The following is a 24,503-nucleotide window of genomic DNA, read 5'->3' as shown; positions in this document are numbered from 1 at the left end:
GCCGGAGCGGCTATTCCGCAGCGCGTTCCTGTGCGCCGACTCTCGCAGCCCTCGCCGGGCTCGGCAATCTGGTCAGCACATGACCGTGGCGGCGCAGGATTTCCGGAACTTTCACCGTGACGCCCGCGCGGCGCGGAATGGTGAAGGCGGCGACAGTACCGCGGCCTTTTTCGCTGGCCATGACGAGCAGGCCGCTTTGCAGCTCCATCAGTGATTTCGACAGGGCCAGGCCGAGGCCAGATCCATTGCGGCTCTTGGCCAGGTGATCCTCGATCAGTTCGAACGGCTCGCCGAGTTTCTGCAGGCGGTCGCGGGCGATGCCGATGCCTGTATCGGCGATCAGTACCGTGACGGAATCGAGGTCGGCCTGCGCCGTCACGGTAACGGAGCCGCCTGCCTCGGTGAACTTCACCGCATTGGACAACAGATTCACGAAGACCTGTTTCGTCGCGCGGTTATCCGCCCAGACCGAGGGCAGCGTGTTGATCGAGGATGTCAGCAGGATATCGCGTTCGCGCGTTTCCGGCTCGACGAAGCGCAGGCCCTCGCCGAGAATGCGTTCGAGGTCGACCGGCTGCGGGTTCAACTCCATCCTGCCGGCCTCGATCTTGGACATGTCGAGAATGTCGTCGATCAGCGCCAGCAAGTGACGGCCGGAGCCGAGAATGTCGTCGATATATTCCTTGTACTTGGCATGACCGATGGGCCCGTAGAGCTCCGACTGCATCACTTCCGAAAAGCCGTTGATGGCGTTCAGCGGCGTGCGCAGCTCGTGGCTCATATTGGCGAGGAATTCGGACTTGGAGAGGTTGGCATCCTCCGCCCGCTTTTTCTCGATCTGGTAATTGTGCATCGCCTCGCGCAGTTCGGAGCGGGACTGTTCCAGCGTCTCCACCGTCATCTCCAGTTCGCGCTCCTTGCGCTTCTGGGCACGGGCGCGGCGCTTCATGTCGGTGATATTGGTAACGACGCAGACCCAGCCGCCTTCCTGGGTGCGGCGGCGGGAGACATGGCCCCAGCGATTGCCGGGCAGGCGCACTTCCAGCGATTGCTCGCGGCCATCGGCGGGCGGGCCGAAATATTCCGTGACCGTTTCCTTGTCCTCTTCGGCCAGATCGGCGACAAGGCCGATATTCTGCCCGGCGACAAGCCGCGTCGGCTGGATCCGGAAAATGTTGCAGAATTTGCGGTTCCAGGTGACCAGCCGGCCCTGGTCGTCCCACAGCAGGAATGCTTCGGGGATGCTTTCGATCGCGTCGGTCAATCGTGCCTGCAGCTTGGCGGCGCGGCCATTATCGACCGGGTTCTCGCCCAACGGGACGATGATGCCGTGACAGGGATCCGACAGGGTGTCGAGGCGGGTCATGACCCAGATCCAGCCGCGCGTGCCCGAGCGCATGCGGAACTGCATCGGCTGGGCGCTGTCCGACTTGCCCGACCACAGGGAGAGGACCGGGCGGATATCCTTGGGATGGATCAGGCCGGACACCTCGCGCAGCACCAGCTTGCGGTCTTTCGAGCCGATACCGAGTTTCTGCATCAATGACGCCGGCAGGGTGACGAGACCGGCCTTCGGATCGACGGACCAGGACCCGCCGCCGAGATCCTCGAACGCCGACAGGCGTTCCCGGGCATCGGCGAGGGCGTTGCTGGCGCGCCCCATGGCCAGCGATTGCCGGCGCACAAGCAGGAACATGCTGCCGGCGATCAGCAGGAACACAGCGAGGATCATGGACGAGGTGATCCATGGCGGCGTGCGGGCGAAAATATCCCGCGCCGGGGAGAGCACAACGACCGCGCGGCCGTCGGCCATCGGGCGCCATGTCACCATCGTCTCGCCGATCGTGCCATTGGCGACCGCGCCCTTTTCAAACAGTGAGACACCAGGCTGGGACAGGTTGAAGCCCGCCATGTCATCGGGATGCAGGGCATAGAAATCGGTCGCGCCCGCGCTGATATAGGAAGACCGGTCCGCGGCGATGTCAAAGACAGCAGTGCGCGGTCCGACTGAGTTGTCGAGCATGATACGGCGCACGAGGCTCGCCTCGATCGACGGGTCGGCGACCCGCAACGGCGCGAGCTGATCGGCGGTCGCAACGGCGATACGGCTCTGGACCAGTTCCGTCTCGATGCGGCGGTCGCCGGCCTCGCCAGCCGCGCGGAACATGATGAGCAGGGAAATCGCTGCCATCAGGACCCCGCCGAGAATGGCGACAGCCTTCAACGATGGCATCTCGATGACGAAACGGTCAACCGGGCGCTCATCCTGCGCCGTGTCCGTCGCCTGGTGGCGGGAGATGGCGTCCAGCATTCCGTCATCGCCGGTTGTGGACGGAGTGCGCCCGGCGCTATCGTCGCGCGGAATGCCCAGTGCCATTGGCGATTTGGTGTTGTCGAGGTGAGCCATGATTCTCGTCGTCGGGGGTTCTCGTCGTCGGGCAGTCTCGGGTCGTTCAGTCTCGGGGGCTATAACAGCCGAATGTTTACTGTTTTGAAACTATTCCGGTTCGACTCACCCTGTCACGCCCTAAAGGGTTAACAAACCCCTGATTTCACCGGTTATTTCTCCCCAATACCACTCTACCGTGCAGCATGTCGAAACGCAAAAAAGCCGCTTCGCGAGACGCGGAGCGGCTTTAAAGGCTGCGGCACCCGGGCAGGGAGGGCCGCAGCAAGTGGGTCAGCTATCGCTAGAATTTATACTCGTAGGAGACGGTGCCGGCATCGGCATTGGCCTCGTCATATTCGTAGCGGGTGTAATCGGCACGGATGGAACTGGATTCAGTAACATCGAACGCAGCCCCGGCCCCGAACGCGGCGCCATTCTCGGACCCGCCGGTCCGAAACTCGGTACCATCCGCAAGTTCGATCGTGGAATCGATCTCGGTGAAGCCATAGCCAGCGCGGGCGAAGACATCGAACCGGTCGCTGACGGGCAGGGTGTAGCGGCCGAAAATGGCAGCCTGATAGTCAAGGCCGATATCGCCGGTGCCGATCAGCGCATCGTCGATGTCGCCGTCATTGTTGGCATCGAAGTCGAAATCGTCCTCGCTGCCTTCATAATCGAATTCGCCATCATCGACGCCGAACGTGCCTTCACCCTCGACCGACCAGTTCGGAGTGAATTGATAGCCGAGGCGCGCGGTTGCGGCATTGGTGTTGTCACCGATGTCATTATCCGTTTCCACATCAAGGAAGGTATAGCCGCCGCCGATATAGAAGCCGGTGTCTTCGGTGGCATAGTTCTGGGCCATGGCCGTGGAGGCACCGCCCATCACCAGGGCACTCGCAGTAGCGACCAGAATTTTCTTACTCATAACATTAGTCCTTTCCATTGCAGACATGTGCCGTAAACGACGTGGAAGGAGGAATGTTCCGGTAAGAATTTGGGTATTATTGTGGCAGGCGAAAGAGTGTTGTGATTACGCAACAGTGAGCGTGTACGGAGCTTAAATTACGGTAAGAATGGAGTGATCACAATCTCGCCGTAATGGGGCCGGACCATATCAGCCGCTAGCTGAAAGGTTCCTGTTCTTCGTTGCGTGGCTCAACAGGCTTTCGGCGCGGGCAACAAGCTCCGCGTGATGGAGCAGATCGATATTGAGCCCATTCGCCTCATACAGCGCCTGCTTGGTGAATCCGGAGGGCGCCACGACACATGCATGTGTACAGCGATAGAGCGTCTTTGCGGCATGCACCTCCTGCAACGCCTTGTTGCCAACCTTGCCTGAATAGCGCTTGCATTGTATGGCCAGCCTGACCGGGCCCTTTTGGGCAATGACGTCAGCACCGGAATCACCGCTGGCCGGGGTCAACCGAACCTTCCAACCATTCTGCTTGAGAGCCCTGCCGCACACGATTTCATACTGGGTGGGACTCAGAGTAGCCGGTTCTCGCGTCAATATCGGGTCGTGCGCGCGCACTGCCTGCACTTCCGCTGCGGCGAAAGCATCGACGTGGACAAGTGCCTCGGCGGCCTCTCGTGATTTTGCCCACTCACGGAAATCCGTACCCTGATATACTTGCTTTTGCAGGAATTCATTTATTTTCCTGCGCCAAAGCGTGTCGTCGATATTGCCAAAATCATCCTGGTTACGTGTCCGCATATAAAGTGCAGCGAGCGTAACCCGGTGTTCCTCCATCTGCATATCGAGGCGCTTTTGAAACGCTCTAGCCCGGCTTCTGTGGAATAGAAATATTGCCACGGCGGGTATGGAGACGGCCAAAAAGACAATCGTCATGGCGCCAATAACGAAGGCGGTAAATGCGCCACCCTCGAAGGCATCAAAATGGTTCAGGCCGTACCAGCCTGCGAGGCCAAGCATGAAAAGTTGCGCCTGCCAAGGCAGCGCGCCAGATTTTCGCGATGGACGCCGTGCCATATGCCCGCCCCAAGTTGCATGGCGCCGACGATACAACGCAGCGAATAAGGCTTGCTTAAGGAAGCTGGCTAATTTTCGTTAACCGCGGCTTCAATCCGACAGGCGCTCTGCCATCTCGAAAGTGTTGTTCGACAGGCCGTCTTCCTGCGCCAGCGCCTTGAGGCGGGAGCCCAGCATGTCGCGGCGTTTCGGCTCCAGCCTGCGCCAGGCTTCCGTCGCCGTCAGCAGGCGCGCAGCGACCTGCGGGTTGCGCTTGTCGAGTTCTCGGACCTTCTCGAAGAATAAGTCATAGCCGGCCCCGTCGGCGCGATGGAACGCCTTGGGGTTTTCCATGGCAAAGGCACCGATCAGCGAGCGCACCTTGTTCGGATTCCCCATGTCGAAGGCTTCGTGCCTGGTCAGCGCGATGATCTTGTCCAGCGCATCCTCACCGCCGGCGAGCGCCTGCCAAACCAGCCATTTGTTGACGACCAGCGGGTCGTGCTTCCACTTGTCATAGAAACGCGACAGGGCGTCTTCTCGCTCCGGCCGGTTCGACTGGGCGAGCAGTGACACCGCGCCGGCCTCGTCGGTCATGTTGGTGGCGTTGTCCGCCTGTCTCAGGGCGAGTTCGGCAGTTGTATCAGACGGCTCGGCCATCAACAGGGCGAGGGCGGCGTTTTTCAGGGCGCGCTTGCCGGCCTGATCGGCGCCGGGATCGTAGTCATCATTGACCAGATTGGCCGTATAGAGATCGGACAGCGTGCCCTTCAGGGTCTCGAGCAGGCCGCGGCGGAACTTGCGGCGCGCCTCGGAAATGGCGTCCGGGTCGATCTGCGCGACGGCGCGGCCGATGTCGGTCTCGGTCGGCACACGGAGCACTTCGGCGCGGAAGGCAGGCTCCAGTGTCTCGTCGGTGATGATCGTTTCGATCGCCTTGGCATAGGAGATCAGCGCTTCATGGCTGTTCTTCATCTCCTGCTGCCCGGCCATGGATTTCAGCAGATCCATGGCGAAGGCGTGGGCGGTGGCCCAGCGATTGAAACTGTCCGTATCCTGTGCAATCAAACGCAAGCGCTCTTCGGTGTCGAGTTCTCGCTTGACGGTAACCGGGGCGGAGAAGCCGCGAAACAGGGAGGCGACCGGCTTGGTCTGCAATCCATCGAAGGTGAAGGTCTGGCTCTCTTCTTTCAGCTGAAGCACTTTCTCGTCGACCATCGGCCCGTCCGGCCCGATCAGGCCCATGCGCACGGGGATGTGTCGCGGTGCCTTGTCGTCCTGGCCCGGTGTCGGGTCGGTGTGCTGGGTCAGGGTCAGCGCGTAGGTGCCATTGTCCCAGGCCTCCGTGGCGCTGATCTGCGGCGTGCCGGCATCGGAATACCAGCGCCGGAATTGCGTCAGGTCGATGCCCGAGGCCTCTTCCATGGCGCCGACGAAATCCTCGACCGTCGCGGCGGTGCCGTCATTCCTGTCGAAATAGAGATCGGTCGCCTTGCGGAAATCTTCTGGACCCAGCAGGGTCTTCATCATGCGGACGAGTTCGGCGCCCTTGTCATAGACGGTGGCGGTGTAGAAATTGTCGATGGTGATGTAGCTCTCCGGCCGCACCGGGTGGGCGAGGGGGCCGGCATCTTCCTGGAACTGGCGCTGCCACAGACGGCGTACGTCGCGGATGCGGGCGACGGCGCGCGAGCGCTGATCGGCGGTGAATTCCTGGTCGCGGAAAACGGTGAAGCCTTCCTTGAGGCAGAGCTGGAACCAGTCGCGGCAGGTGACGCGGTTGCCCGACCAGTTATGGAAATATTCGTGCGCGACGATGGACTCGATCAGCTCGAAATCGCCATCGGTCGCGGTCGTCTCGGACGCCAGAACGCAGGAGGAGTTGAAGATGTTCAGCCCCTTGTTCTCCATCGCACCGAAATTGAAGTGATCGACGGCGACGATCATGAAAATGTCGAGATCGTATTCGCGGCCGAAGGTTTCCTCGTCCCATTTCATCGAGCGCTTCAGCGCGTCGAGGGCATAATCCGTCTTGTCGAGATTGTGCGGCTGGACGAAGATCTGCAGCGTCACCTCGCGGCCTGACATGGTGGTGAAACTGTCCTGCTTGTGGGCGAGGTCACCGCCGACCAGCGCGAACAGATAGGCGGGCTTGGGATGCGGGTCGGCCCATTCGGCGAAATGGCGGCCATTTTCGAGGTCGCCCTTGTCACCGGGATTGCCGTTGGCGAGCAGCACTGGATAGGCGCTCTTGTCGGCCTCGATGCGGACATCATAGGTCGAGAGCACATCCGGACGGTCGGGGAAGAAGGTGATGCGGCGGAAGCCCTCGGCTTCGCACTGGGTGCAGAACATGCCGTTGGAGATGTAGAGGCCGGACAGCTTGGTGTTGGCGTCCGGGTTGATCAGAACCTCGGTCTCGAGCGTGAAGGCGGCGGGCACATCGCGCACGGTCAGCACATTGTGCTCATAGGTGTAGGCGTCCTCGCCAAGCGACTTGCCATCCACGGCGATGGCGACGAGGTCGAGATCCTCGCCATCGAGTACCAGCGGCGCATCGGCGGCGGCACCGTCATTGCGCTTGACTGAAAGCCGCGCCGTGACCCGCGTTTTCGTCTTGTCCAGGGCGAAGGTCAGGCTGACATGCTCGACCAGGTAATCCGGCTTGGCATAGTCCTTCAGGAAGATCTTTTTCGGGGCCGATTGCGGCGCTGTGTCTGTTTTCATGGGACTTGATGTAGGCCGCTGCCGGGTTCCGCGCAACGGGCACGCGGGGGAGAATGTCACGCTGCCGGTTGTAGCTGACAGGTCCGCCAAAACCCGCCTATAAAATGGCGATGGAGGAGTTTGTGATCCTGTTCATGGCCGCATTCGCCATGCTCGGTTCGCCCGGACCGGCGCCGATCGCGCTGGCCGCGAGCGGGGCGGCGTGGGGCTATCGCGCGACGCTGCCTTTCTATGCGGGCATCATGGCCGGGCTGTTCGCCGCGATGCTGCTCAGTGCCTTTGGCTTTGCCGCGCTGATCGCTGCGGTGCCGGCCGCAGCCGTGCTCTTGCTGGCGCTCAGCCTTTGCTATGTCCTCTATATCGCCTGGGGCATCGCGTCGGCGCCGCCGATCGAGCGCAGCCAGTTGCAGGCGGCCGGCAAGCGCCGGCCGCGACCGGTCGACGGGTTCATCATCAATATCGTCAACCCGAAGGTCTATGCCGCCTTTGCGACGCTCTATGCGTCCTTCGTGCCGGCGCAGCTTGAGGGGCGGACCGGCATCGCGGCGGCGGGCCTGGCCGGGTTTGCGATCGCGCTGGTGATGAACAATGTCTGGATGCTGGCGGGCGAGGGGCTCGCCAGACTGTTTTCCAGCCCACGCCAGAACCGCATCCTGCGGCTCGTGCTGGCGGGGCTGATGGTTCTTGCCGTGTTGCTCGCCGTCTACAAGCTGTGGGCAACCGGCCTGTTCGCAAACGCGTAAGAGGGGAGAGGGATCATGCCATACGCGCTCATGCAGTCGGGATTGCTGGATAAACTTGCAGCGGGGTGGGAGGCGTTCTGGGCCTTTGCCATGACGTTCGACGGCGCCAGCTTCGTGTTGCTCATCATCACCACGGGCGGTCTGGCCATCGGTATCTGGCAGACGTCGCAGAACATGTTGCGGACCCAGAAAACCGAGCAGGCGCAGCTCTATTTCGAGATCGCGAGCCGCTGGTCGGCGGTCTTGCAGAAACTCTATCTCGTGCGGGCCACGCCGCCGCCTTCGCTCGAGGATCTCGAGAAGAATCACGCATCCTGCGCTGATTTCATGAAGTCGTCCCAGTGGAAGGACGAGTATCGCATGATCTGCAATTTCTTCGAGGATCTGGGCCTGCTGGTTTACAACCGGAACATTCCGATCGAGATCATCCGCGTTCTGGTAACCGTATCCAATGCCGACTATATGCTGATGAAGCCGGTATTGGACTATTTGCGCAAATGCTATCGCCACGACATTTACAGCTTCTGGAACTACCTGTTGAAGGAAGCCGAGAAGACCAAGCCGTTGCGACCCTTCAGGGGCGAGTTGTATGAGCCAGACCAGACCCAAAGCTGACCTGCCCGCTGGCGCTGTCAAAACCCGTCGCGGGCTGACCCGGCGCGATCGCCTGCGTCTTTTCCGTGAGGGCGCGCGGGGGCTGATCGTCGACGGTGCCAGCCGTGGCATCGGCAACATCCGTACACCGGCAAGTTTTTCACTGCATCGGCTGGCCGAGGACCTGGCCGGTAACGGCGTCGAGCCCTGCATCGGCATCCTGACCGGCTTTCCGATCCTGTTGCCCGATGGCACGGTGCAGTTCGAGAATGACGGTCCCATCGGCGCGGGAATGCTGGCCGGGGCGTTTGCTGCCCTGGGCTGGAAGTCGGTCATCATCTCGGACCACATGGCAGGGCGCATCGTCGACGCTATCATCGACGGCGCCGCTCAGAACAGTGGTGCCGGAATTGGAAAGATCCTGCTGGACGAAAATTGCAACCACGGCACGGTCTATGGCCGCGGCATCCGTTCCCGGCTGCAGACCTTGGGCATCACCCATCTCATTGCCATCGAACGCCCGGGCAAGGCCCGCGATGGCGAATATTACAACATGCGCGCCGAGCAGATCAGCTCGCATATCATCGCTGCCGATGCGCTGTTCCGCAATTGCCCGTGGAAGACGGCAGGCTTTGCCGATGGCGGCAACGAGATCGGCATGGGCAAGGTCGGTATCGACCGGATTGCGCATTATGTCGACAAGGGCAGCACCATCGTCAGCCGCACCAAGGTCGACTATCTGACATTGTGCGGCGTCAGTAATTGGGGGGCCTACGGACTTCTTGCCGGCCTCGCGGTGGCTTTGCCCGACAGGCGCGACCTTCTGTTCCAATTCCTGTCGGCGCAAACCAATCGCAAGCTGTTCGCGGCATGCAAGGACGCTGGCGCCGTCGATGGCGTGACCCGCCGCCAGACATCGACCGTCGACAATATCCCGCTGGCGGACCATGACGCGAAAATTGGCGCCTTCAGGGCGTTGGCCGACCGTCTGACGCGCTGAGCGGTCCATCCGCAGGCATGTAGCGACGGGTTTTTCTTGCGCGCCACGCCGGTTCTGTGCCTAAAATCCCGAAAAATATACTGAAAACAAGTTACGGGACGAAGGAAACACCATGCGCCTTTCTGCTGCGACCGCACTCATTACATTTGCCACCACCCTTGCCGTGCCCGCCATGGCGGAGGACTGGACTGTTGCCTCGCCAGACGGCGATCTGACAATCACCGCAAGGCACGAGGCGGGCGAGGGGGTGTCTTACCGCGTCGATTATGCCGGGGGCGACGAGAGCCGTCAGGCAATCGGCTGGTCGCCGCTGGGCTTCACGCTGGAAGCGACCAAGGGCTATGAGCGCGTTGAGACGATTGCCGATTTCAGCGAGGGGCTGTCCTTCGTGTCGGTCGATGAGTCCGGGGGCACCGACGCCTATACCATGCATACCGGCAAGCGGCTGGAAAACGAGGCCGGCTGGAACGGCCTGTCGCTGACTTTCCGCGATGACGAGACAGAACTCCTGCTGCGGCTCGACCTGCGCGCCTATGACGAGGGCGTCGCCTTTCGCTACGTGCTGCCCGAGGATGATATCTTCTTCCACGAGGTGACGCGCGAAGCGACCGGGTTCAATCTGGGCGAAGACGGCACTCATTGGGGCGCGCCTTATGATTTCTACACGACCTATCACCCGTCCTATGAGACCTTCTATACCGCCCAGCCGACGGGCACGTCGACGCCGGAAAGCGCGGGCACGGCCTGGGGCTTCCCGTCGCTGTTCGAGGTCAATGACCTGTATGTGCTGATCCATGAATCCGATGTCGATGGCAGCTATCAGGGTTCCCATCTGGCGACCGACGCGCCGGGCGGGGTCTACACCATCGCGCCGCCGATGGCGCAGGAGGCCGAAGGCTTCGGCAAGAACACGCCGAGCTGGACCCTGCCGTGGGAAATGCCGTGGCGCTTTGCCATCGTTTCCGACGAGTTGGCTGACATTGCCGAAAGCAATCTGGTCTTCCACCTCGCGGAACCCTCCAAAGTCGAGGAGGACGGGTTCGTCGAACCGGGTACGGCGACATGGAGCTGGCTGTCCGACCATGGCTCGCCGACGGACATGGCAAAGCTGCAAAAATCCATCGATCTGGCCGCTGACATGGGCGCCGAATATACGCTGGTCGATGCCAACTGGAACACGATGGGCAACAGCGCCATGGAAGATTTGGTGGCGTATGCGGACGAAAAGGGCGTCGGCCTGTGGTTCTGGTACAATTCCGGCGGGCGGCACAATATCGTCAGCGAACAGCCGCGCAATATCATGAGCGACCCGGTCAAGCGCCGGGCCGAGTTCGCCAAGCTGCAGCGCCTCGGCGTGCGCGGCGTGAAGGTCGATTTCTGGCAGTCCGACAAGCAGGACATGATGGCCTATTATCATGCGCTGCTGGCCGATGCGGCGGAATTCGGCATCATGACCAATTTTCACGGCTCGACTATCCCGCGCGGCTGGGAGCGGACCTGGCCGCATATGATGACGAAGGAAGCCGTGCGCGGCGCGGAGTTCTATTCCTTTGAGGGGCAGGCAGACTATACCGCAAAGGCCCCGGCGCAGAACGCGACCCACCCGTTCCTGCGCAATGTCATCGGCTCGATGGACTACACGCCGGTGCATTTCTCGCAATTCGCTGACAATACGCGCCTGACGACGAATGCCCATGAAGCGGCGCTGGCGGTGGTGTTCGAAAGCGGCGTGCTGCACCTGTCGGACAGCGCCGATGCTTATGCCGCGATCCCGCAGGACTGGCGCGACTTTCTCGGTTCCGTGCCGGCGGCATGGGACGAGACGAAGCTGCTGGCCGGCGAGATCGCGGAATATGCCGTCGTCGCGCGGCGCAAGGGCGATGTCTGGTATGTCGGCGCGATCAATGGCACGGGCGAGGCGATGGAAATCGATCTCGACCTGAGCGATATCGCCGAGAGCGGTGATGCCCTGTTCACACTGTCGGATGATGGCGAAGATGGGTTTGGTACGGAGGAAGGCACGCTTGATTCAGTGACGCCGACCGTCGCGCTGGAGCCCTATGGCGGCCTTGTCATGGTGCTGGGCGAGTAAAACCCTCGTCCTTCGAGGGCTGCTTCGCAGCCGCCTCAGGATGAGGGTTTGAGTGCGGCCTCACCCCGAGGTGCTCGCCGCAGGCGAGCCACGAAGGGCCTGCTTATTGCCGGATGGTGATCGTCGCTTCGATCACCACCGGCTCGTCCATCGGGACATCGGCCATGGTGTTGCCGGGCCAGGCGCAGTTCTGCATCGATAATTCCTGACGCAGCACCCAGTTGGTCCACGGTTCGCCATTGACGGTGCAGGCGACGCTGATCTCCTGTGGCCAGTTGGGCGGCACGTCCTTGCCCTGACCATCCCACAGGAACGCCACCGTCTCACCGGTCTGCATCGCGGCATTGGTGGCGGTGAGCCTCTCGCCATCGCTCTCGATGTCCATCTTGTCTGGGTGTGCGAAGCGGAACGACATGCCGCCATAGCCTTTCTCGTCATCGGTGCCGCCCAGCTGCAGGCCGGGAGTGAGGGCAGTGACCTCAGTGCTGATTAGTATCTTGCGCAAGCCGTCAGCGGTTTCTTCATCCGCCTTGATTCGCATGGTTTCGCGCATGAAGGGTTCGGTCGGGTGAAAAAGATCAGAATACCAATCAAAATGAAACATCATTTTGATGTCGTAATGGGGGTCCCTGTCATCGCCATAAGCCCATCCCAAGCCTTGCGGTCCTTCGTCGCCTTGATGAACATGTTCGCCGGACCAGCTGTCGCCAATGGACTGTCCATCGATATGGATGCGGCGCCAAGCGGTGAAGATACCCCGGTGGTGCGGATGGTCTTCCGGCGCGTCCTCAGTGAGAATCGCCTGCGAGGGCGCAAACAAAGGATGAATATAGTAGCGCCGCCAATATTGATCTTCTGGATATGGCGCCAACTGCACCGCGAGCACTGGCGCGTTTTCGCCGAAGAGAATGAGGCCACCCCGGCTGGAGGGCGCCATCATTGCTGCGGACGACTTTTCTGGCTCGCCCCTGTCGGCGACGATCTCTTCCAGTTGTTCAAGCACCGGTCGCGCGTCCGGCATTGTCTCTGATCGATCCGGCTCTTCCTCCTGCGCTGCGACCGTGCCCGTTGTCAGAAGGCTGAGCGCCACCGTTGTTATCAGAATTGTCTGCATCGTTCCCACCCCTTGGCTCTTATTGTCCTTAGCACAGTTTAGTGCTGCCAAGAACCTCACCGCCCGGTGATCCCGTCGACGCCGAGCGTGATCGCATAATGGATCAGCGCCACGATCGCGAAAGTCCCGTTGATCAGCGCGATCGAGGCGATCTCCACCACCGGGTCGGCGTCGGGCAGCAGTCCGAGCGACAGGTGCAGGAAAATGAAGAGAAGGGCGCAGAAGCCGGTCAGGATCGCCCAGCTTGCAACTGTCGTCAGCAGGCTGCTGTTGGGAAACAGCCTGTGGCCCAGCCAGGTCGTCAGATGGAACAGGGCGTAGATGAACAGGCAGCCGCCACCGACTGTGGCGATGGTTCGCCAGTTTTCCACGCTGACCGGGCCGAACTCGCCCGACCGCACCCACATCATCACGCCCGTGGCGATGCCGATGGGCACGCCGATATAGAGCAGGAGAAGGATGGCGATGGCGCCATAGCCAAGGGCCTTCAGGATGGGATGGGGACTGCGCGCCGGCATAGGGAATTGTCTCAACAAGGTTCGTTTTGAGTGATGGAGTATAGGCATGCGGGTCGCCCGGCGCCATTGTTGCGGAGGCAATGGATCGTCCAAACCGGTCCGGATTTCAGCTTTATTCTGCCAATAACATCCGCTAAAGCGCTAGCGCATGAAACATTTTCTGAACACCTATGACTACACCCGCCCCGAGCTGCAGGCGATGCTTGATGAAGCCAAGCGCCTGAAGGAAAGCCCGATCGGCGAAGCGCTGAAGGGCAAGACCGTCGCGCTGCTGTTCCTCAACAATTCGCTGAGGACGCGCACCTCGTTCGATGTCGGGGCCAACCAGCTTGGCGGGCATGCGGTGGTGCTGTCGCCGTCCGGCGGCATGTGGCCGCTGGAGTTCGAGGACGGTGTCGTCATGGATGGCGATGCCGAAGAGCATATTGCCGAGGCGGCCGGCGTCTTGTCGCGCTATTGCGACCTGATCGGCGTGCGTGCCTTTCCGAAATTCGTGAACTGGGAAGAGGACCGCAAGGACAAGATCCTCAACGGCTTTGCCAAATATGCCTCCGTGCCGGTGATCAACATGGAGACGATCACGCATCCGTGCCAGGAGATGGCCCATGTCATGGCGCTGCAAGAGCGGATGGGCGAACTCGACGGCAAGAAATTCGTGCTGACCTGGACCTATCACCCGAAGCCGCTGAACACGGCGGTCGCCAATTCCGCGCTGATGATTGCGGCCAAGTTCGGCATGGATGTGACCCTGCTTTGTCCGACCCCGGACTATGTGCTCGACCAGCGCTATATGGATATTGCCCGGCAAGACACGAGCGGGCAGGGGCGCTCGCTGACAGTGACCCACGATATCGAGGAAGCCTATTCCGGCGCCGATGTCGTTTATGCCAAGAGCTGGGGCGCGCTGCCCTATTTCGGCAATTGGGAGCCGGAAAAGCCGATCCGCGATGCGCACCAGCATTTCATCGTCGACGAGAAGAAGATGGCGATGACCAATGATGCCGTTGTCTCCCACTGCCTGCCGATGCGGCGCAATGTGAAGATGACCGATGCGGTCTTCGACAGCCCCGCCTGCATGGCCTATGACGAGGCGGAGAACCGCCTGCATGTGCAAAAGGCGATCATGAAGCACCTGCTGGGGTAGGGCTGGTGTCAGCTGCCGCTTGCACTTTGCGCTGGCGAGTGTGAAGCTGGGGGCCGATCCTTTCCTGATCCCTTACCGATATTCGGGGAGAATACCGTCAGATGGTCCTTGCCGCTTTCCTGCTTTTCGTCATGGCTGACCCGTCAGCCGGTGCCGACCCGGTCGCGCCGGAGCGGAAATACGAGGACATGGAGCTGTATGAGCTGTGCGAGATCTATGACGAGATTTCCGACCGGCTGGCGGCGGAGTTCATCGCCTCGCGTTCCGGCAAGGCGACCGACGGCAGCGATCAGCGCCCGGTAACCGAAGAGGAACTGGCCGAGGAGCGCAAGATGTTCTTCGAACAGGTCGAGGCGCAGAAGCGCTATACCGCGACCAAGCAGGAATTGCGCGCCGTGGTCACCGCGCTCGGGACGCGCGAATGCCCCGCCCGGGAGTATGAGTTCGAGCCGCTGATCGACGATGTCTAGGTGCGGCGATATCTGCCACAGCCGGGCATTTCCCTGACATTTGATTCCACTATTGCGGCCTCCGGCATTGCCGGATACACCCCGTTTAACGAAAAGTCCGGCCATTCATGGGCCGTACAGAAGCCGTTCAGGGGCCCGTACCGGGTAGGGGATCAAGTCGAAGATCATGACCAAACAGACCGATATCCGCAGCGCGATCGTCCAGCTTCTCTCGTCCATGAGCGGCTCCAAGGAAGTGCGCACCTATCTGCAGCGCTTCTCGACCGTCGAGGCGGACCGGTTTGCCGTGATCAAGATCGGCGGGGCGATCATCGAGGAAGAGCTGGAAGCAACCGCCTCGGCGCTTGCCTTCCTGCATCAGGTCGGGCTGACGCCGGTCGTGATCCATGGCGGCGGGCCGCAACTCGACAAGGCACTGGAAGCGCGCGGCGTGACCTCCGACAAGATCGACGGGTTGCGGGTAACGAGCCCTGACGTTCTCGATGTCGCGCGCAAGGTTTTCCTCGACCAGAACCTGAAACTGGTCGAGGCGGTGCGGGCCCAGGGCGTCGAGGCGCACACGCTCAATTCCGGCGTGATCGAGGCGGACTATCTCGACCGGGACAAATACGGCTTTGTCGGCCGCGCCCGGGGTATCCAGCAGAATCTGATCCGCTCGGTCATCTCCTCCGGCGCGATGCCGATCCTGACCTGCCTGGGCGTCGCGCCGGGCGGGCAGATCGTCAACATCAATGGCGATGCGGTGGTCGCGGCCCTCGTTCATGCGCTGCAGCCGATGAAGATCGTGTTCCTGTCCGGTGTCGGCGGCCTTCTCGACGAAGAGGGCAAGGTCATCGACACGATCAATCTGACCGCGGATTACGAGCGCTTGATGAGCGAGCCCTGGGTGCATTCCGGCATGCGGCTGAAGCTCAAGGAAATCAAGCAGCTGCTCGATGACCTGCCGCTGGAAAGCTCGATCTCCATCACCCGGCCCGGCGAGCTGATCAAGGAGTTGTTCACCCATGGCGGGTCGGGCACCTATATCCGCCAGGGCGAGGCGATCCACCTCCATCACGGCAAGGATCGCCTGGAGGGCACGCGGATCTGTGCCCTGATCGAGGAAGGATTCGGCCGGACGCTGAAGGCCGACTGGTGGGGCGCGACAGATATCGATCGGGCCGTCGTGTCGGAGACCTATCGGGCCGCGGCCCTGGTGACGAAGCCTGCGGGGCTGTCCTATCCCTATCTCGACAAGTTCGCCGTCGCCGAAAGCGCGCGGGGCGAGGGTCTCGCCAAGGCGGTCTGGCAGCAGCTATGCGCTGACGTGCCGGTTTTTTTCCTCCGCTCACGGACGGAAAATCCGTTCAATGAGTTCTATCGCGTCAATTCAGATGGCGCGATCAAGCGCGGTCGCTGGACGATGTTCTGGAAGGGCAATGTCGATCTCGCCACCATCGCCGGGGAAGTCGAGGCGATTACCGCCCTGCCGGAAAGCTTCAAATAGGCACCCCTATTGAACGGCTCGTCTATTGCCGGGCCGGGTCGGCGGTGATGATCGCCGCACCGGGAGCCTCTTCCGGCACCACGGTGAAGGCGGTGGCCATCTTCGCTGCCGCCAGGTGACCGCGATGTTTCCTCGCCATCTGGCATTCGAACGAGCCGGCGCGAAACGCGCGGCAGGCTTCGGGCCGGTTATCATAATCACCACAGGCAAGCCGTCCGTCGACCGTCAGGGTCAGGAGGGCGCAGTGGCCGCACCTGATATCCATGTTGAGATACTGGCGCCCATTGGCCTCGTGCACGGTGAGCGGCGAGATCTCCCGCCCGGCATCCTGCGGCAGGATCTGGACATAATGGGGGTTGGACGAGAAGCAACAGGCGCCGCAACGCGTGCAATCGATCTCGGGTGTCATAAGGGTCCGGTAAGGCTCCGCCCTGCGCGGCGCTATGCCGAACTCCGGTGAGCGGCGGGTATCTAGCGCCTTTGCGTGGCGGTGAAAAGAGGATTGTTTTGCGGGCACGCCATGACGCTTGTTATATCCGGCCAAGAGGCCCATGATCGAGACGTCTGACACGCGCAAGGCGAATGACCTTCACGTGCCGGTCAGGATATTCTCTACTCTATTTCAAAACGGGCCCGGGCGTACCGGGATATATTTTCGAAGGACTACATGATGGCCAAAGGTCAACAACGCAGTAATCGCGAACTCAAGAAACCCAAGCAAAACAAAGACAAGAAGGCAGGCGGGGCCCCATCCGCCGTCAGCGATGCGTTCCGCACGCCGGTTTCGAAACCAGGCAAGCCTGCCAAGCACTGAACGCCTTTATTTCCCGGGTGTTCTGCATCGGGCTTGAACAGGAGCACCCATGAAACTCTTCGAATGCCAGAATTGCGGGCAGCTTCTCTATTTCGAGAATGTCACCTGCGAGAAATGCGGTCACCGGCTCGGCTTCAACTCCGAAACGCTGAGCCTTGTCACGCTGAAGGAAACCGGCGATGGGTGGAAGCCTGTCGGCAACTGGCGCGGCAAGGTCCGCTTCTGCCGCAATGCGCAGGAACGGGTCTGCAACTGGCTGGTGCCGGATAGCAGCGGCGAGGACTATTGCATCGCCTGCCGGCTGAACCGGACGATCCCCGATCTGGGGCCGCCGGAAAACCGCGCCCTGTGGCAGAAATTCGAAAGCGCCAAGCACCGGCTCGTTTATGGCCTGCTGCGCCTCGGCCTGAGCGTGCCGAGCAAGACCGAGGACCCCAAGGGCGGCATAGCCTTCGATTTTCTGTCGCCGCAGGCAGAACCGGACGGCGTCATCACTGGCCATGAGAGCGGGCTGATCACGCTGAACCTCGACGAGGCGGACGATGCCAAGCGCGAAGTGAACCGCAAGAACCTGCACGAGCCCTATCGCACCGTACTCGGACATTTCCGTCACGAGATCGGACACTATTACTGGGACATGCTGGTCGCCGGCGGCCCCTGGCACGAGCGCTATCGCCGGATGTTCGGCGACGAGACGATCGATTACTCGTCAGCCCTGCAACAGCACTATCAGAACGGCCCGGCGCCGGGCTGGCAGCGCAATTTCATCAGCGCTTATGCGACGTCCCATCCCTGGGAGGATTTTGCCGAGACCTGGGCCCACTACATGCACATCGTCGATACGCTGGAGACAGCGGAGTATTTCGGCGTGAAGATCGAGCCGCGGGCCGGGCGGAAGGGCGCCAACCGCATGGCGATCGACTATACCCGCATGGCCAGCAGTTTCGAGGCCATGCTGGAGGGCTGGGTGCCGCTGACGACGGCGCTCAACACGCTGAACAAGTCGATGGGCCAGCGCGATCTCTATCCTTTCGTCCTGACACCGAGCATTACAGCCAAGCTGAAATTTGTACACGAGTTGATCGCGGATAGTGCCCAGCCCGCACGGGCGTAACAGGGTCCCGGCGCAATGGCCGGGCTTTTGCCTGTTTCAGGACAGGAGCGATCAGCTGCGGGTTTTCAGGTGGCCCTTGTTGAGCAGAAGCTCGGCGATCTGTACCGCGTTCAGGGCCGCGCCCTTGCGCAGATTGTCGGAGACGATCCACAGGACCAGGCCGTTATCGACCGTCGGGTCGGTGCGGATGCGCGACACATAGGTGGCGAAATCCCCGACGCATTCGACCGGCGTGATGTAGCCCTCGTCCTCGCGCTTGTCGACGACCATCAGGCCTGGGGATTCGCGCAGCAGGTCGCGTGCCTCGTGGTCGGAGATGGGACGTTCGAACTCGATCGTCACGGCTTCGGAATGGCCGACAAAGACCGGCACGCGCACGGCGGTCGCGGTCAGCTTGATCTTGGGGTCGAGTATCTTCTTGGTTTCGGCGACCAGCTTCCACTCTTCCTTCGTGTACCCATCATCCATGAACACGTCGATATGCGGGATCACGTTGAAGGCGATCTGTTTGGTAAAGGCCGAGGGCGTCGGCGAGTCGCCGACATAGATGCCCTTGGTCTGGGTCCACAGCTCGTCCATCGCTTCCTTGCCGGCGCCGGAAACGGATTGGTAGGTGGAGATGACGACACGCTTGATCTTCGCACGGTCATGCAGCGGCTTTAGCGCGACGACCAGCTGGGCGGTGGAACAGTTCGGGTTGGCGATGATGTTTTTCTTCGCATAGCCCGCAACGGCGTCCGGGTTCACCTCCGGCACGATCAGCGGCACGTCCGGGTCCATGCGGAAGTGGGACGAGTTGTCGATGACGATGGCGCCGGCCCTGGCGGCCTTTGGTGCCCATTCAGCGGAGACGGACCCGCCGGCGGCGAACAGCGCGATGTCGACCCTGGAGAAGTCGAACTGTTCGAGGTCGAGGCATTTCAGCGTGCGGTCGCCATAGGAAACCTCGCGGCCGAGCGACGAGCGTGAGGCAATCGCGTAGACGTCCTTGACCGGGAACATCCGCTCTTCGAGGATTGACAACATTTCCTGGCCGACATTACCGGTCGCGCCAACCACTGCTACATTGTAAGCCATCATCAACTTCCAGTTTTAGAGATTTCGAGCGCGTGGCTTGGCCTTCCCGCGAGATAATGTCAAGTGAGGGATTCTACAGCTGTCATCAGCAAGTGTGAGGGCGCGCCGTCCCGTGCTAGTCTCTGGCCACAAAGGAGAGAGACATGAGACATTTCATCATTGCCGCCGGTGCCTTCATCGTCCTTTTCGGCACGGCGTTCGCGCAGGATACGAAGCCCGTCCGTATGTTGAGCCAGCAACCGGTAACGCCATCGCCGCAATTGCAACTGGCCCAGCCAAAGCCCGGCCAGCCGCAGAATGTCGTGATCGAGGGGCAGGTGCAGGATCTGTTCTATTTCACCGGCAGCATCGTCGCGCTCGGGATCGACGAGGGCGGCGGCCAGACCCGCAATATCTATATCTGCAATGATGACTATACCAATGTCACCCTCGATTTCAGGGAGACGACGCTCTACGACCTGTTCAAGCTGGCCTTCGAGACGAAGGCAATGGTCAAGGCGCGCACGAAGGTCGTGATGCAGGCAAACAAGGACGCCGTCGCCTATTACTGCACGGAATCGATCATCCTGAACTAGCTCTGATACAGCGCGTAGGACACGCCGAAGAGGACGAGGATGAAGACGACGATATTGTAGATCGACGTTATCAGGAATCCCTTGCCGACGACGGAGACCCAATTGGAGCCATAGGCCTGGCGCAGGACGGCATAGGGCTGCAGGGCCGGCCAGATCAGCAGGAACGGCACCAGCCAGCCAAGCAGCGGGATCATCGACAGGATGAGCGCGATCAGCAGATAGGCGTAGAGTGCCGCATGCATGTAGAGGCTGACGACAAGATGGTCGTAGAACACGAATTTGCGCCGGTAGATATAGAAGAGCGCCAGCAGCGAGGCATAGAAGAGCGGGGCGAGCAGCAGGACGCGGGGCAGATTGTTCTGCAGCGAGTTGAGATAGAGGCGCGGCTCGTCGATGACACGGGTGGTGGCATAGTGCAGCCGCCGGGCATGCGGCTCGAACCAGGCCGGGCCGGTATAGGACATCTCTTCCCAGGTCTGATCGAACCAGGACGATCCGCCATCGGGGCTGGAAGCCTCGCCTGAAGCACCGCCCTCACTTTCGGGCTCGATTGACCCCTCGCCGGGCGGTGTTGCGTCCGGACTTTCCCCATCGGCGGGCGCCGGACGGTCGCTGTCGTCCCGGATACCCTCCTCGATCCCGCGCACGAAATCGCGAATGGCTATGGTCTCGTCATCAATGGCGGTGTTGCCGGCAGATCCGATCAGCAGGAAGGTCAGGAAGAAAAAGAAGACACTGGCGAACAGATACATGCGGAAGGGCGGGGTGTATCGCACCCGCTTGCCATCCAGATAATAGCGGGCGAGGCGACCTGGTTTCCACAGGAGCAGGCCGATGGATCGCAGCAGCCGCCCGTCGAGCCACAGGGTTTCCACGAAGAAGTCCTGAACGAGGCCGATGACGGCGCGGCGTGGCTCGTTCGCCCGCTGGCCGCAATCATGGCAATATCTGCCGCGCAGGGAATTGCCGCAATTGCTGCAGATATTGCGGATATTACTCATCGCCCTCAGGAACCCTTGGAAACCAGATGCCTACTCTTGGGCGCACCGGGCGGCGCGCCAATCGCCCATGTTACACCCAGTTAACAAAAATCCCGATTGACGAGATGCGACACATGTCGCACACTCGCGACAAAGGAAGTCACCGTCATGTCAAACGCCGATAAGTCCGCCGCCAAACCGTCCCAGAGCGAACTGGCCATCCTCAAATCGCTGTGGTCGTCCGGCCGCCAGAGTGCGCGCGAGATCCATGATGCGGTCTCCGCTGACCTTGGCTGGTCCTATTCCTCGACCCGCAAGACGCTCGACCGCATGGTCGACAAGGGCCTGCTGGCAACGCAGGACGTGCACGGCATCCGCGTCTATGCCGCCGGGGTCACAAAGCTCGCGACCATCGCCGCGATGACGCGGGACTTCGCCGCGCGGGTGCTGGAGATCAACGGCGCCCTGCCGGTGACGGCCTTCACCGATTCCAGGCTGCTCAGCGAAGACGAACTGAACGAGCTGCAGGCGATGCTGGATGAGGGCGATGATGAGGGGGAGGCGCGCTGATGGCGATCATCCTGTTCCTGCTCGTCGCCTTCGTATGGAGCGGCCTTGTCCGCGCCGCTGTCGACCTGCACCAGACCCTGTCGCGGGATACCGCGCCATATCTGTCATGGCCGGCCTATTGGCTCGCGGCGATCATCGCCTGCGTGCTGCCGCCGATATTCCTGGTACTGATGGTGCTGTTTCCGTCGCTGAAGCCCGCTTTCCTTGATGGCCTGTCATTGCTCTCGATGGAGACCGCGCTGGCGGGGGAGGCAACGGCCCTGCCTGCACCCGATTCGCTGCGGCATCCAGCCGACCCGGCTATAGTCAGTCTGACCGCCACCGAGCGTGAGACCGGCTTCATTCTGCTGCCGCCTTTCGCCGGGATATTCCGCACCATCCTGCCGTTCATCGCGCCGCTGCTGGCGCTGGTCTATGTTGGCGGTGTCGTCTTTCTTGGCCTGCGCCTTGCCGTCGGGCGGTCACGTGTCGAGGCGATCATTGCCCGTGCCAGGCCGGAGCCGACGCTGCGCGGTCCGGCCCCGGTGCTGATCACGCAGGAGGCGATGACACCCTTTGCCCGCGGCGGGTTCACGCCGGCGATCATCCTGCCGTCCTGTCTGACCGACGAAATGGATGGCGAGCGGCTGAATAGCATCATCGCCCATGAGGGTGCCCATATCGCCCGCCGGGATCCGGAATGGTCGATGGGGCTGAACGTGCTGGCGATCCTGTTCTGGGTCAGCCCGTTCGTGAGATCACTGATCGACGACTGGCGGCTCTCCGCCGAGCTTGCCTGTGATGCTGCGGCCCTGAAGGGGGCCAGCACCGCCACGCGCAGGGCCTATGCGCAATCGCTCATCGATGCCCTGCGTATCCCCAGCCAGCACGGGGCACTGCCATGCCCTCTGGCTGCCTTTTCAACCACAGAGCTAAAGGACGAAAAAATGAGACTGTCGAGAATTCTTAAAGGTAGCGGCGTGAAGGCCATCGGCCTGCGCGAGAGGCTGACGCTCGGAGGCGCTGCCATGGCGCTGGCCCTTGCCGGCTGTGCCGGTGCGGCGACGATGACGGCGGATCAGGCGGAGGAAAAGACCGCCGCCACCGATCCTAAACCACACAGGGTTATCACTGTGCATCCGGCCGCGTCCGGCGATGAGGTTCGTGTGGGCACCAGTGCGTCGGACGTTCTGACCATTAACAATCTCGGCGACGATGAAGGCCGCATCAGGCAGGTCATCGTGTACAGGGACGGCACCAAAACCGTGCGCGAATGGGATGACATGAGCGCCGAAGAAAAAGCCGAGATCATGCAGCAAATCGAACAGGCCGATCGGGAGATGTCCCTCACGCGGATCGAGGTGAACAAGGCCCGTGACGAGATCGACAGTGCCCGGATGGACATCGAGAAAGCGCGTGTCGAGATTGGCAATGTCGAGGGTCTGAGCGACGCGGAAAAGGCCCGGGTTGACGCCGAAATCGAGAGAGCCCTGGCGAATATCGCCGAGGCGGAAGGCGAAATCAGGGTCGAGATCGTGCGTGTCGAGCGCGATCAGGTCGACTTGCGCGCGGACCTCGAACGCCGCGAGGCAGCCGAACCGGCCGGGCAAGAGTAAAATACCGGGTCGTGCCGCCGCGCCGTGCCAAGGCGTGGCGGAGGACAACGGGCGGGCAGACATCAGGGCGCGAAACGCGCTGATCAGGGCAGGTTATGACCTTCATCACTCTACTGACTTTCGCACTTGTCTGGACCGGGCTTGTCTGGCTGTCGGCGCGCTATCTTGGCGGCGAGACCCGGTCCGACTGGTCGGCCTGGTGGGCGCTGCACCTTCTGGCTGCCGTGCTGCCGGTGACCGGGCTTTTCGCGGCCAGCTTTCTGCCGGCCATGCCCGGCGGTGTGACGATCGCCGTGCCTGACGATCTTTCCTTCCTTGACGCGCCTGTCGCGGACGGGGCGGGCGGTGAGGCGGCGGTGATGCCGCTTGCCGGTCTGCTCGACGTGGCGCTTGTCGCCATCGCTGCTCTTTACCTGGCGGTCGCGGCGGTCCTGCTGACGACCTTCTTCATCGGCCGCATCCGGCTCGCCTTGCTGGTGCGCCGGTCTTGCCCGGTGTTCGTATCGGACACCGACGTGCCGGTGCTGGTCTGCACCGAGGACATTTCCCCCTTCGCGTTCTCCGGCATTCTGGTCGGTGGCAAGCCCGCCATCGTGCTGCCGGCGCGCCTGCTGGAGGAAGTGGGCGAGGACGCGATCGAGCCAGTCATCGCCCATGAAGCGGCGCATCTCACGCGCCGTGATACTGACCTTGCCTTCCTGTTCTCGCTCGCCGCGATCTTGCTGTGGCCGAGCCCGTTCATCGCGATGATGGTGCGCCGCTGGCGCCTGTCCGCCGAACTGCAATGCGACCGCGCCGCGCTGGCGCGCGCTGATGCATCCACGCGCAAGGCCTATGCCCGTACGCTGCTGGCGGCCCTGCGACTGACAAAACTCTCTGCCGAAAACAAAAAGGCAGGCCGGGCACTGCCATGCCCGCCTGCCGCGTTCTCAACCTCTCAGCTAAAGGACGAAAAGATGAGAATAGCCAACATTATGGAGGGTGCGGCTAGCGCCCGCAAGTCACCCTTTGCCGCAGCCGGGCTGTACATGGCCGTCGCCTGCCTCAGTATTGTCGGGATTGGTGCGGCGGTGACCCTCGGCACCGGCGCGAGCGCGGCTTCCGGAGCGAATGCCACGATCGTGGAAGGCGGCCAGATCAGCTCCCCCTATGGCATGCGCAGCAATCCGCAGGATAAGGCCAGGAAACAGCACCATCACGGCGTTGACGTGAAGGCACCGATGGGAACGCCGGTCCGCGCCCCCGCCGATGGCGTGATCATCGATGTGAGCGAGACGTACAAGGATAAGGAGACCTACGGCAAGGTCATCGTCATGCAGTCCGCCGGCGGCATCACGACCGCTTTCGCCCATCTGGGCGACTTCAATGTCGCCAAGGGTGACAGTGTGACCAGGGGCCAGAAGATCGCCGAGATCGGGATGAGCGGCCAGACTACCGGCCCGCATGTCCATATCGAGACCTATATCGATGGTGAGATGGTCGATCCTGCAACGGTCTGGTCCAGTCTGAACAAGTAAGCTGTCAATCCG

The 24,503-nt window shown here is 61.7% G+C and carries 22 protein-coding genes; 13 read left to right on the top strand and 9 right to left on the bottom strand.

Translation table 11 applies throughout. The features are described from left to right. Nucleotides 1–10 precede the first annotated feature (10 nt). The 4 genes from IEV88_RS08785 to pepN all read right to left on the bottom strand — a co-directional run bounded on the left by IEV88_RS08785 (nt 11) and on the right by pepN (nt 7,088). Nucleotides 11–2,407, bottom strand: a complete 2,397-nt coding sequence (locus IEV88_RS08785) for a sensor histidine kinase (protein ID WP_188158802.1) — start codon at nt 2,405–2,407, stop codon at nt 11–13. 283 nt (nt 2,408–2,690) lie between these two features. After that, nucleotides 2,691–3,317, bottom strand: coding sequence for a porin family protein (locus tag IEV88_RS08780; protein ID WP_188158803.1), 627 nt, complete (start codon nt 3,315–3,317; stop codon nt 2,691–2,693). 189 nt (nt 3,318–3,506) lie between these two features. Beyond that, a complete protein-coding gene (locus IEV88_RS08775) occupies nt 3,507–4,382 on the bottom strand; it encodes a restriction endonuclease (RefSeq protein ID WP_188158804.1) in 876 nt (291 codons plus the stop codon). 90 nt (nt 4,383–4,472) lie between these two features. After that, the gene (pepN, locus tag IEV88_RS08770) at nt 4,473–7,088 is read right to left on the bottom strand and encodes an aminopeptidase N (RefSeq protein ID WP_188158805.1); all 2,616 of its coding nucleotides are present in this window, start codon (nt 7,086–7,088) and stop codon (nt 4,473–4,475) included. 110 nt (nt 7,089–7,198) lie between these two features. Between pepN and IEV88_RS08765 the strand changes: the two genes are divergently transcribed. The 4 genes from IEV88_RS08765 (at nt 7,199) to IEV88_RS08750 (ending at nt 11,517) form a co-directional block, all read left to right on the top strand. Next, nucleotides 7,199–7,831, top strand: coding sequence for a LysE family translocator (locus IEV88_RS08765; RefSeq protein ID WP_188158806.1), 633 nt, complete (start codon nt 7,199–7,201; stop codon nt 7,829–7,831). 15 nt (nt 7,832–7,846) lie between these two features. Then, nucleotides 7,847–8,446 (top strand): hypothetical protein, encoded by a 600-nt coding sequence (locus tag IEV88_RS08760; RefSeq protein WP_188158807.1) that lies wholly within the window; start codon nt 7,847–7,849, stop codon nt 8,444–8,446. Continuing rightward, a complete protein-coding gene (locus IEV88_RS08755; RefSeq protein WP_188158808.1) occupies nt 8,421–9,425 on the top strand; it encodes a glutamate cyclase domain-containing protein in 1,005 nt (334 codons plus the stop codon). The genes IEV88_RS08760 and IEV88_RS08755 overlap by 26 nt, the downstream gene beginning before the upstream one ends. 112 nt (nt 9,426–9,537) lie before the next feature. Further along, complete coding sequence (locus tag IEV88_RS08750; protein ID WP_188158809.1) at nt 9,538–11,517, top strand: glycoside hydrolase family 97 protein; 1,980 nt, start codon at nt 9,538–9,540, stop codon at nt 11,515–11,517. Between the two features lie 103 nt (nt 11,518–11,620). Here the strand turns inward: IEV88_RS08750 and IEV88_RS08745 are convergent, their stop codons facing one another. Both IEV88_RS08745 and IEV88_RS08740 read right to left on the bottom strand, forming a co-directional pair. Then, a complete protein-coding gene (locus tag IEV88_RS08745; RefSeq protein ID WP_188158810.1) occupies nt 11,621–12,631 on the bottom strand; it encodes a DUF6807 family protein in 1,011 nt (336 codons plus the stop codon). 56 nt (nt 12,632–12,687) lie between these two features. Continuing rightward, complete coding sequence (locus IEV88_RS08740; RefSeq protein ID WP_188158811.1) at nt 12,688–13,149, bottom strand: hypothetical protein; 462 nt, start codon at nt 13,147–13,149, stop codon at nt 12,688–12,690. 148 nt (nt 13,150–13,297) lie between these two features. On the opposite strand from IEV88_RS08740, the gene IEV88_RS08735 reads away from it, so the two are divergent. From IEV88_RS08735 to IEV88_RS08725, 3 genes are all read left to right on the top strand, one after another. Next, a complete protein-coding gene (locus IEV88_RS08735) occupies nt 13,298–14,293 on the top strand; it encodes an N-acetylornithine carbamoyltransferase (RefSeq protein WP_188158812.1) in 996 nt (331 codons plus the stop codon). A gap of 101 nt (nt 14,294–14,394) precedes the next feature. Next, entirely contained in the window at nt 14,395–14,763 is a 369-nt protein-coding gene (locus IEV88_RS08730) for a hypothetical protein (RefSeq protein WP_188158813.1), read from the top strand. A 166-nt stretch (nt 14,764–14,929) separates the two neighbouring features. Continuing rightward, nucleotides 14,930–16,249: an acetylglutamate kinase gene (locus IEV88_RS08725; RefSeq protein WP_188158814.1), complete on the top strand. Its 1,320-nt coding sequence runs from the start codon at nt 14,930–14,932 to the stop codon at nt 16,247–16,249. 22 nt (nt 16,250–16,271) lie between these two features. Here the strand turns inward: IEV88_RS08725 and IEV88_RS08720 are convergent, their stop codons facing one another. Next, nucleotides 16,272–16,658, bottom strand: coding sequence for a YkgJ family cysteine cluster protein (locus tag IEV88_RS08720; protein ID WP_188158815.1), 387 nt, complete (start codon nt 16,656–16,658; stop codon nt 16,272–16,274). Between the two features lie 258 nt (nt 16,659–16,916). Between IEV88_RS08720 and IEV88_RS08715 the strand changes: the two genes are divergently transcribed. Together IEV88_RS08715 and IEV88_RS08710 are read left to right on the top strand one after the other, a co-directional pair. Next, nucleotides 16,917–17,063, top strand: a complete 147-nt coding sequence (locus IEV88_RS08715) for a hypothetical protein (RefSeq protein ID WP_188159264.1) — start codon at nt 16,917–16,919, stop codon at nt 17,061–17,063. 49 nt (nt 17,064–17,112) lie between these two features. Further along, nucleotides 17,113–18,177, top strand: coding sequence for a zinc-binding metallopeptidase family protein (locus IEV88_RS08710; RefSeq protein WP_188158816.1), 1,065 nt, complete (start codon nt 17,113–17,115; stop codon nt 18,175–18,177). 51 nt (nt 18,178–18,228) lie between these two features. Here the strand turns inward: IEV88_RS08710 and IEV88_RS08705 are convergent, their stop codons facing one another. Then, nucleotides 18,229–19,254 carry an aspartate-semialdehyde dehydrogenase gene (locus tag IEV88_RS08705; protein WP_188158817.1) on the bottom strand — a complete coding sequence of 342 codons (1,026 nt, stop codon included), beginning with the start codon at nt 19,252–19,254 and terminating at the stop codon, nt 18,229–18,231. A 143-nt stretch (nt 19,255–19,397) separates the two neighbouring features. Between IEV88_RS08705 and IEV88_RS08700 the strand changes: the two genes are divergently transcribed. Further along, nucleotides 19,398–19,829, top strand: coding sequence for a hypothetical protein (locus IEV88_RS08700; protein ID WP_188158818.1), 432 nt, complete (start codon nt 19,398–19,400; stop codon nt 19,827–19,829). Here IEV88_RS08700 and IEV88_RS08695 read toward each other — a convergent pair. Continuing rightward, nucleotides 19,826–20,830, bottom strand: coding sequence for a DUF3667 domain-containing protein (locus tag IEV88_RS08695; RefSeq protein WP_188158819.1), 1,005 nt, complete (start codon nt 20,828–20,830; stop codon nt 19,826–19,828). The genes IEV88_RS08700 and IEV88_RS08695 overlap by 4 nt on opposite strands. Before the next feature lie 147 nt (nt 20,831–20,977). Between IEV88_RS08695 and IEV88_RS08690 the strand changes: the two genes are divergently transcribed. The 3 genes from IEV88_RS08690 (at nt 20,978) to IEV88_RS08680 (ending at nt 24,491) form a co-directional block, all read left to right on the top strand. After that, a complete protein-coding gene (locus tag IEV88_RS08690) occupies nt 20,978–21,379 on the top strand; it encodes a BlaI/MecI/CopY family transcriptional regulator (protein ID WP_188158820.1) in 402 nt (133 codons plus the stop codon). After that, complete coding sequence (locus IEV88_RS08685) at nt 21,379–22,974, top strand: M56 family metallopeptidase (protein WP_188158821.1); 1,596 nt, start codon at nt 21,379–21,381, stop codon at nt 22,972–22,974. Before IEV88_RS08690 ends, IEV88_RS08685 begins: the two co-directional genes overlap by 1 nt. Nucleotides 22,975–23,069: 95 nt before the next feature. Continuing rightward, entirely contained in the window at nt 23,070–24,491 is a 1,422-nt protein-coding gene (locus IEV88_RS08680) for a M23/M56 family metallopeptidase (RefSeq protein WP_188158822.1), read from the top strand. Nucleotides 24,492–24,503 lie beyond the last annotated feature (12 nt).

The organism is Aquisalinus flavus (genome assembly GCF_014640095.1).
Classification (GTDB): domain Bacteria; phylum Pseudomonadota; class Alphaproteobacteria; order Caulobacterales; family Parvularculaceae; genus Aquisalinus; species Aquisalinus flavus.
Note: the sequence above shows the minus strand (reverse complement) of the source record. Positions and strands in the feature narration are given on the sequence as shown.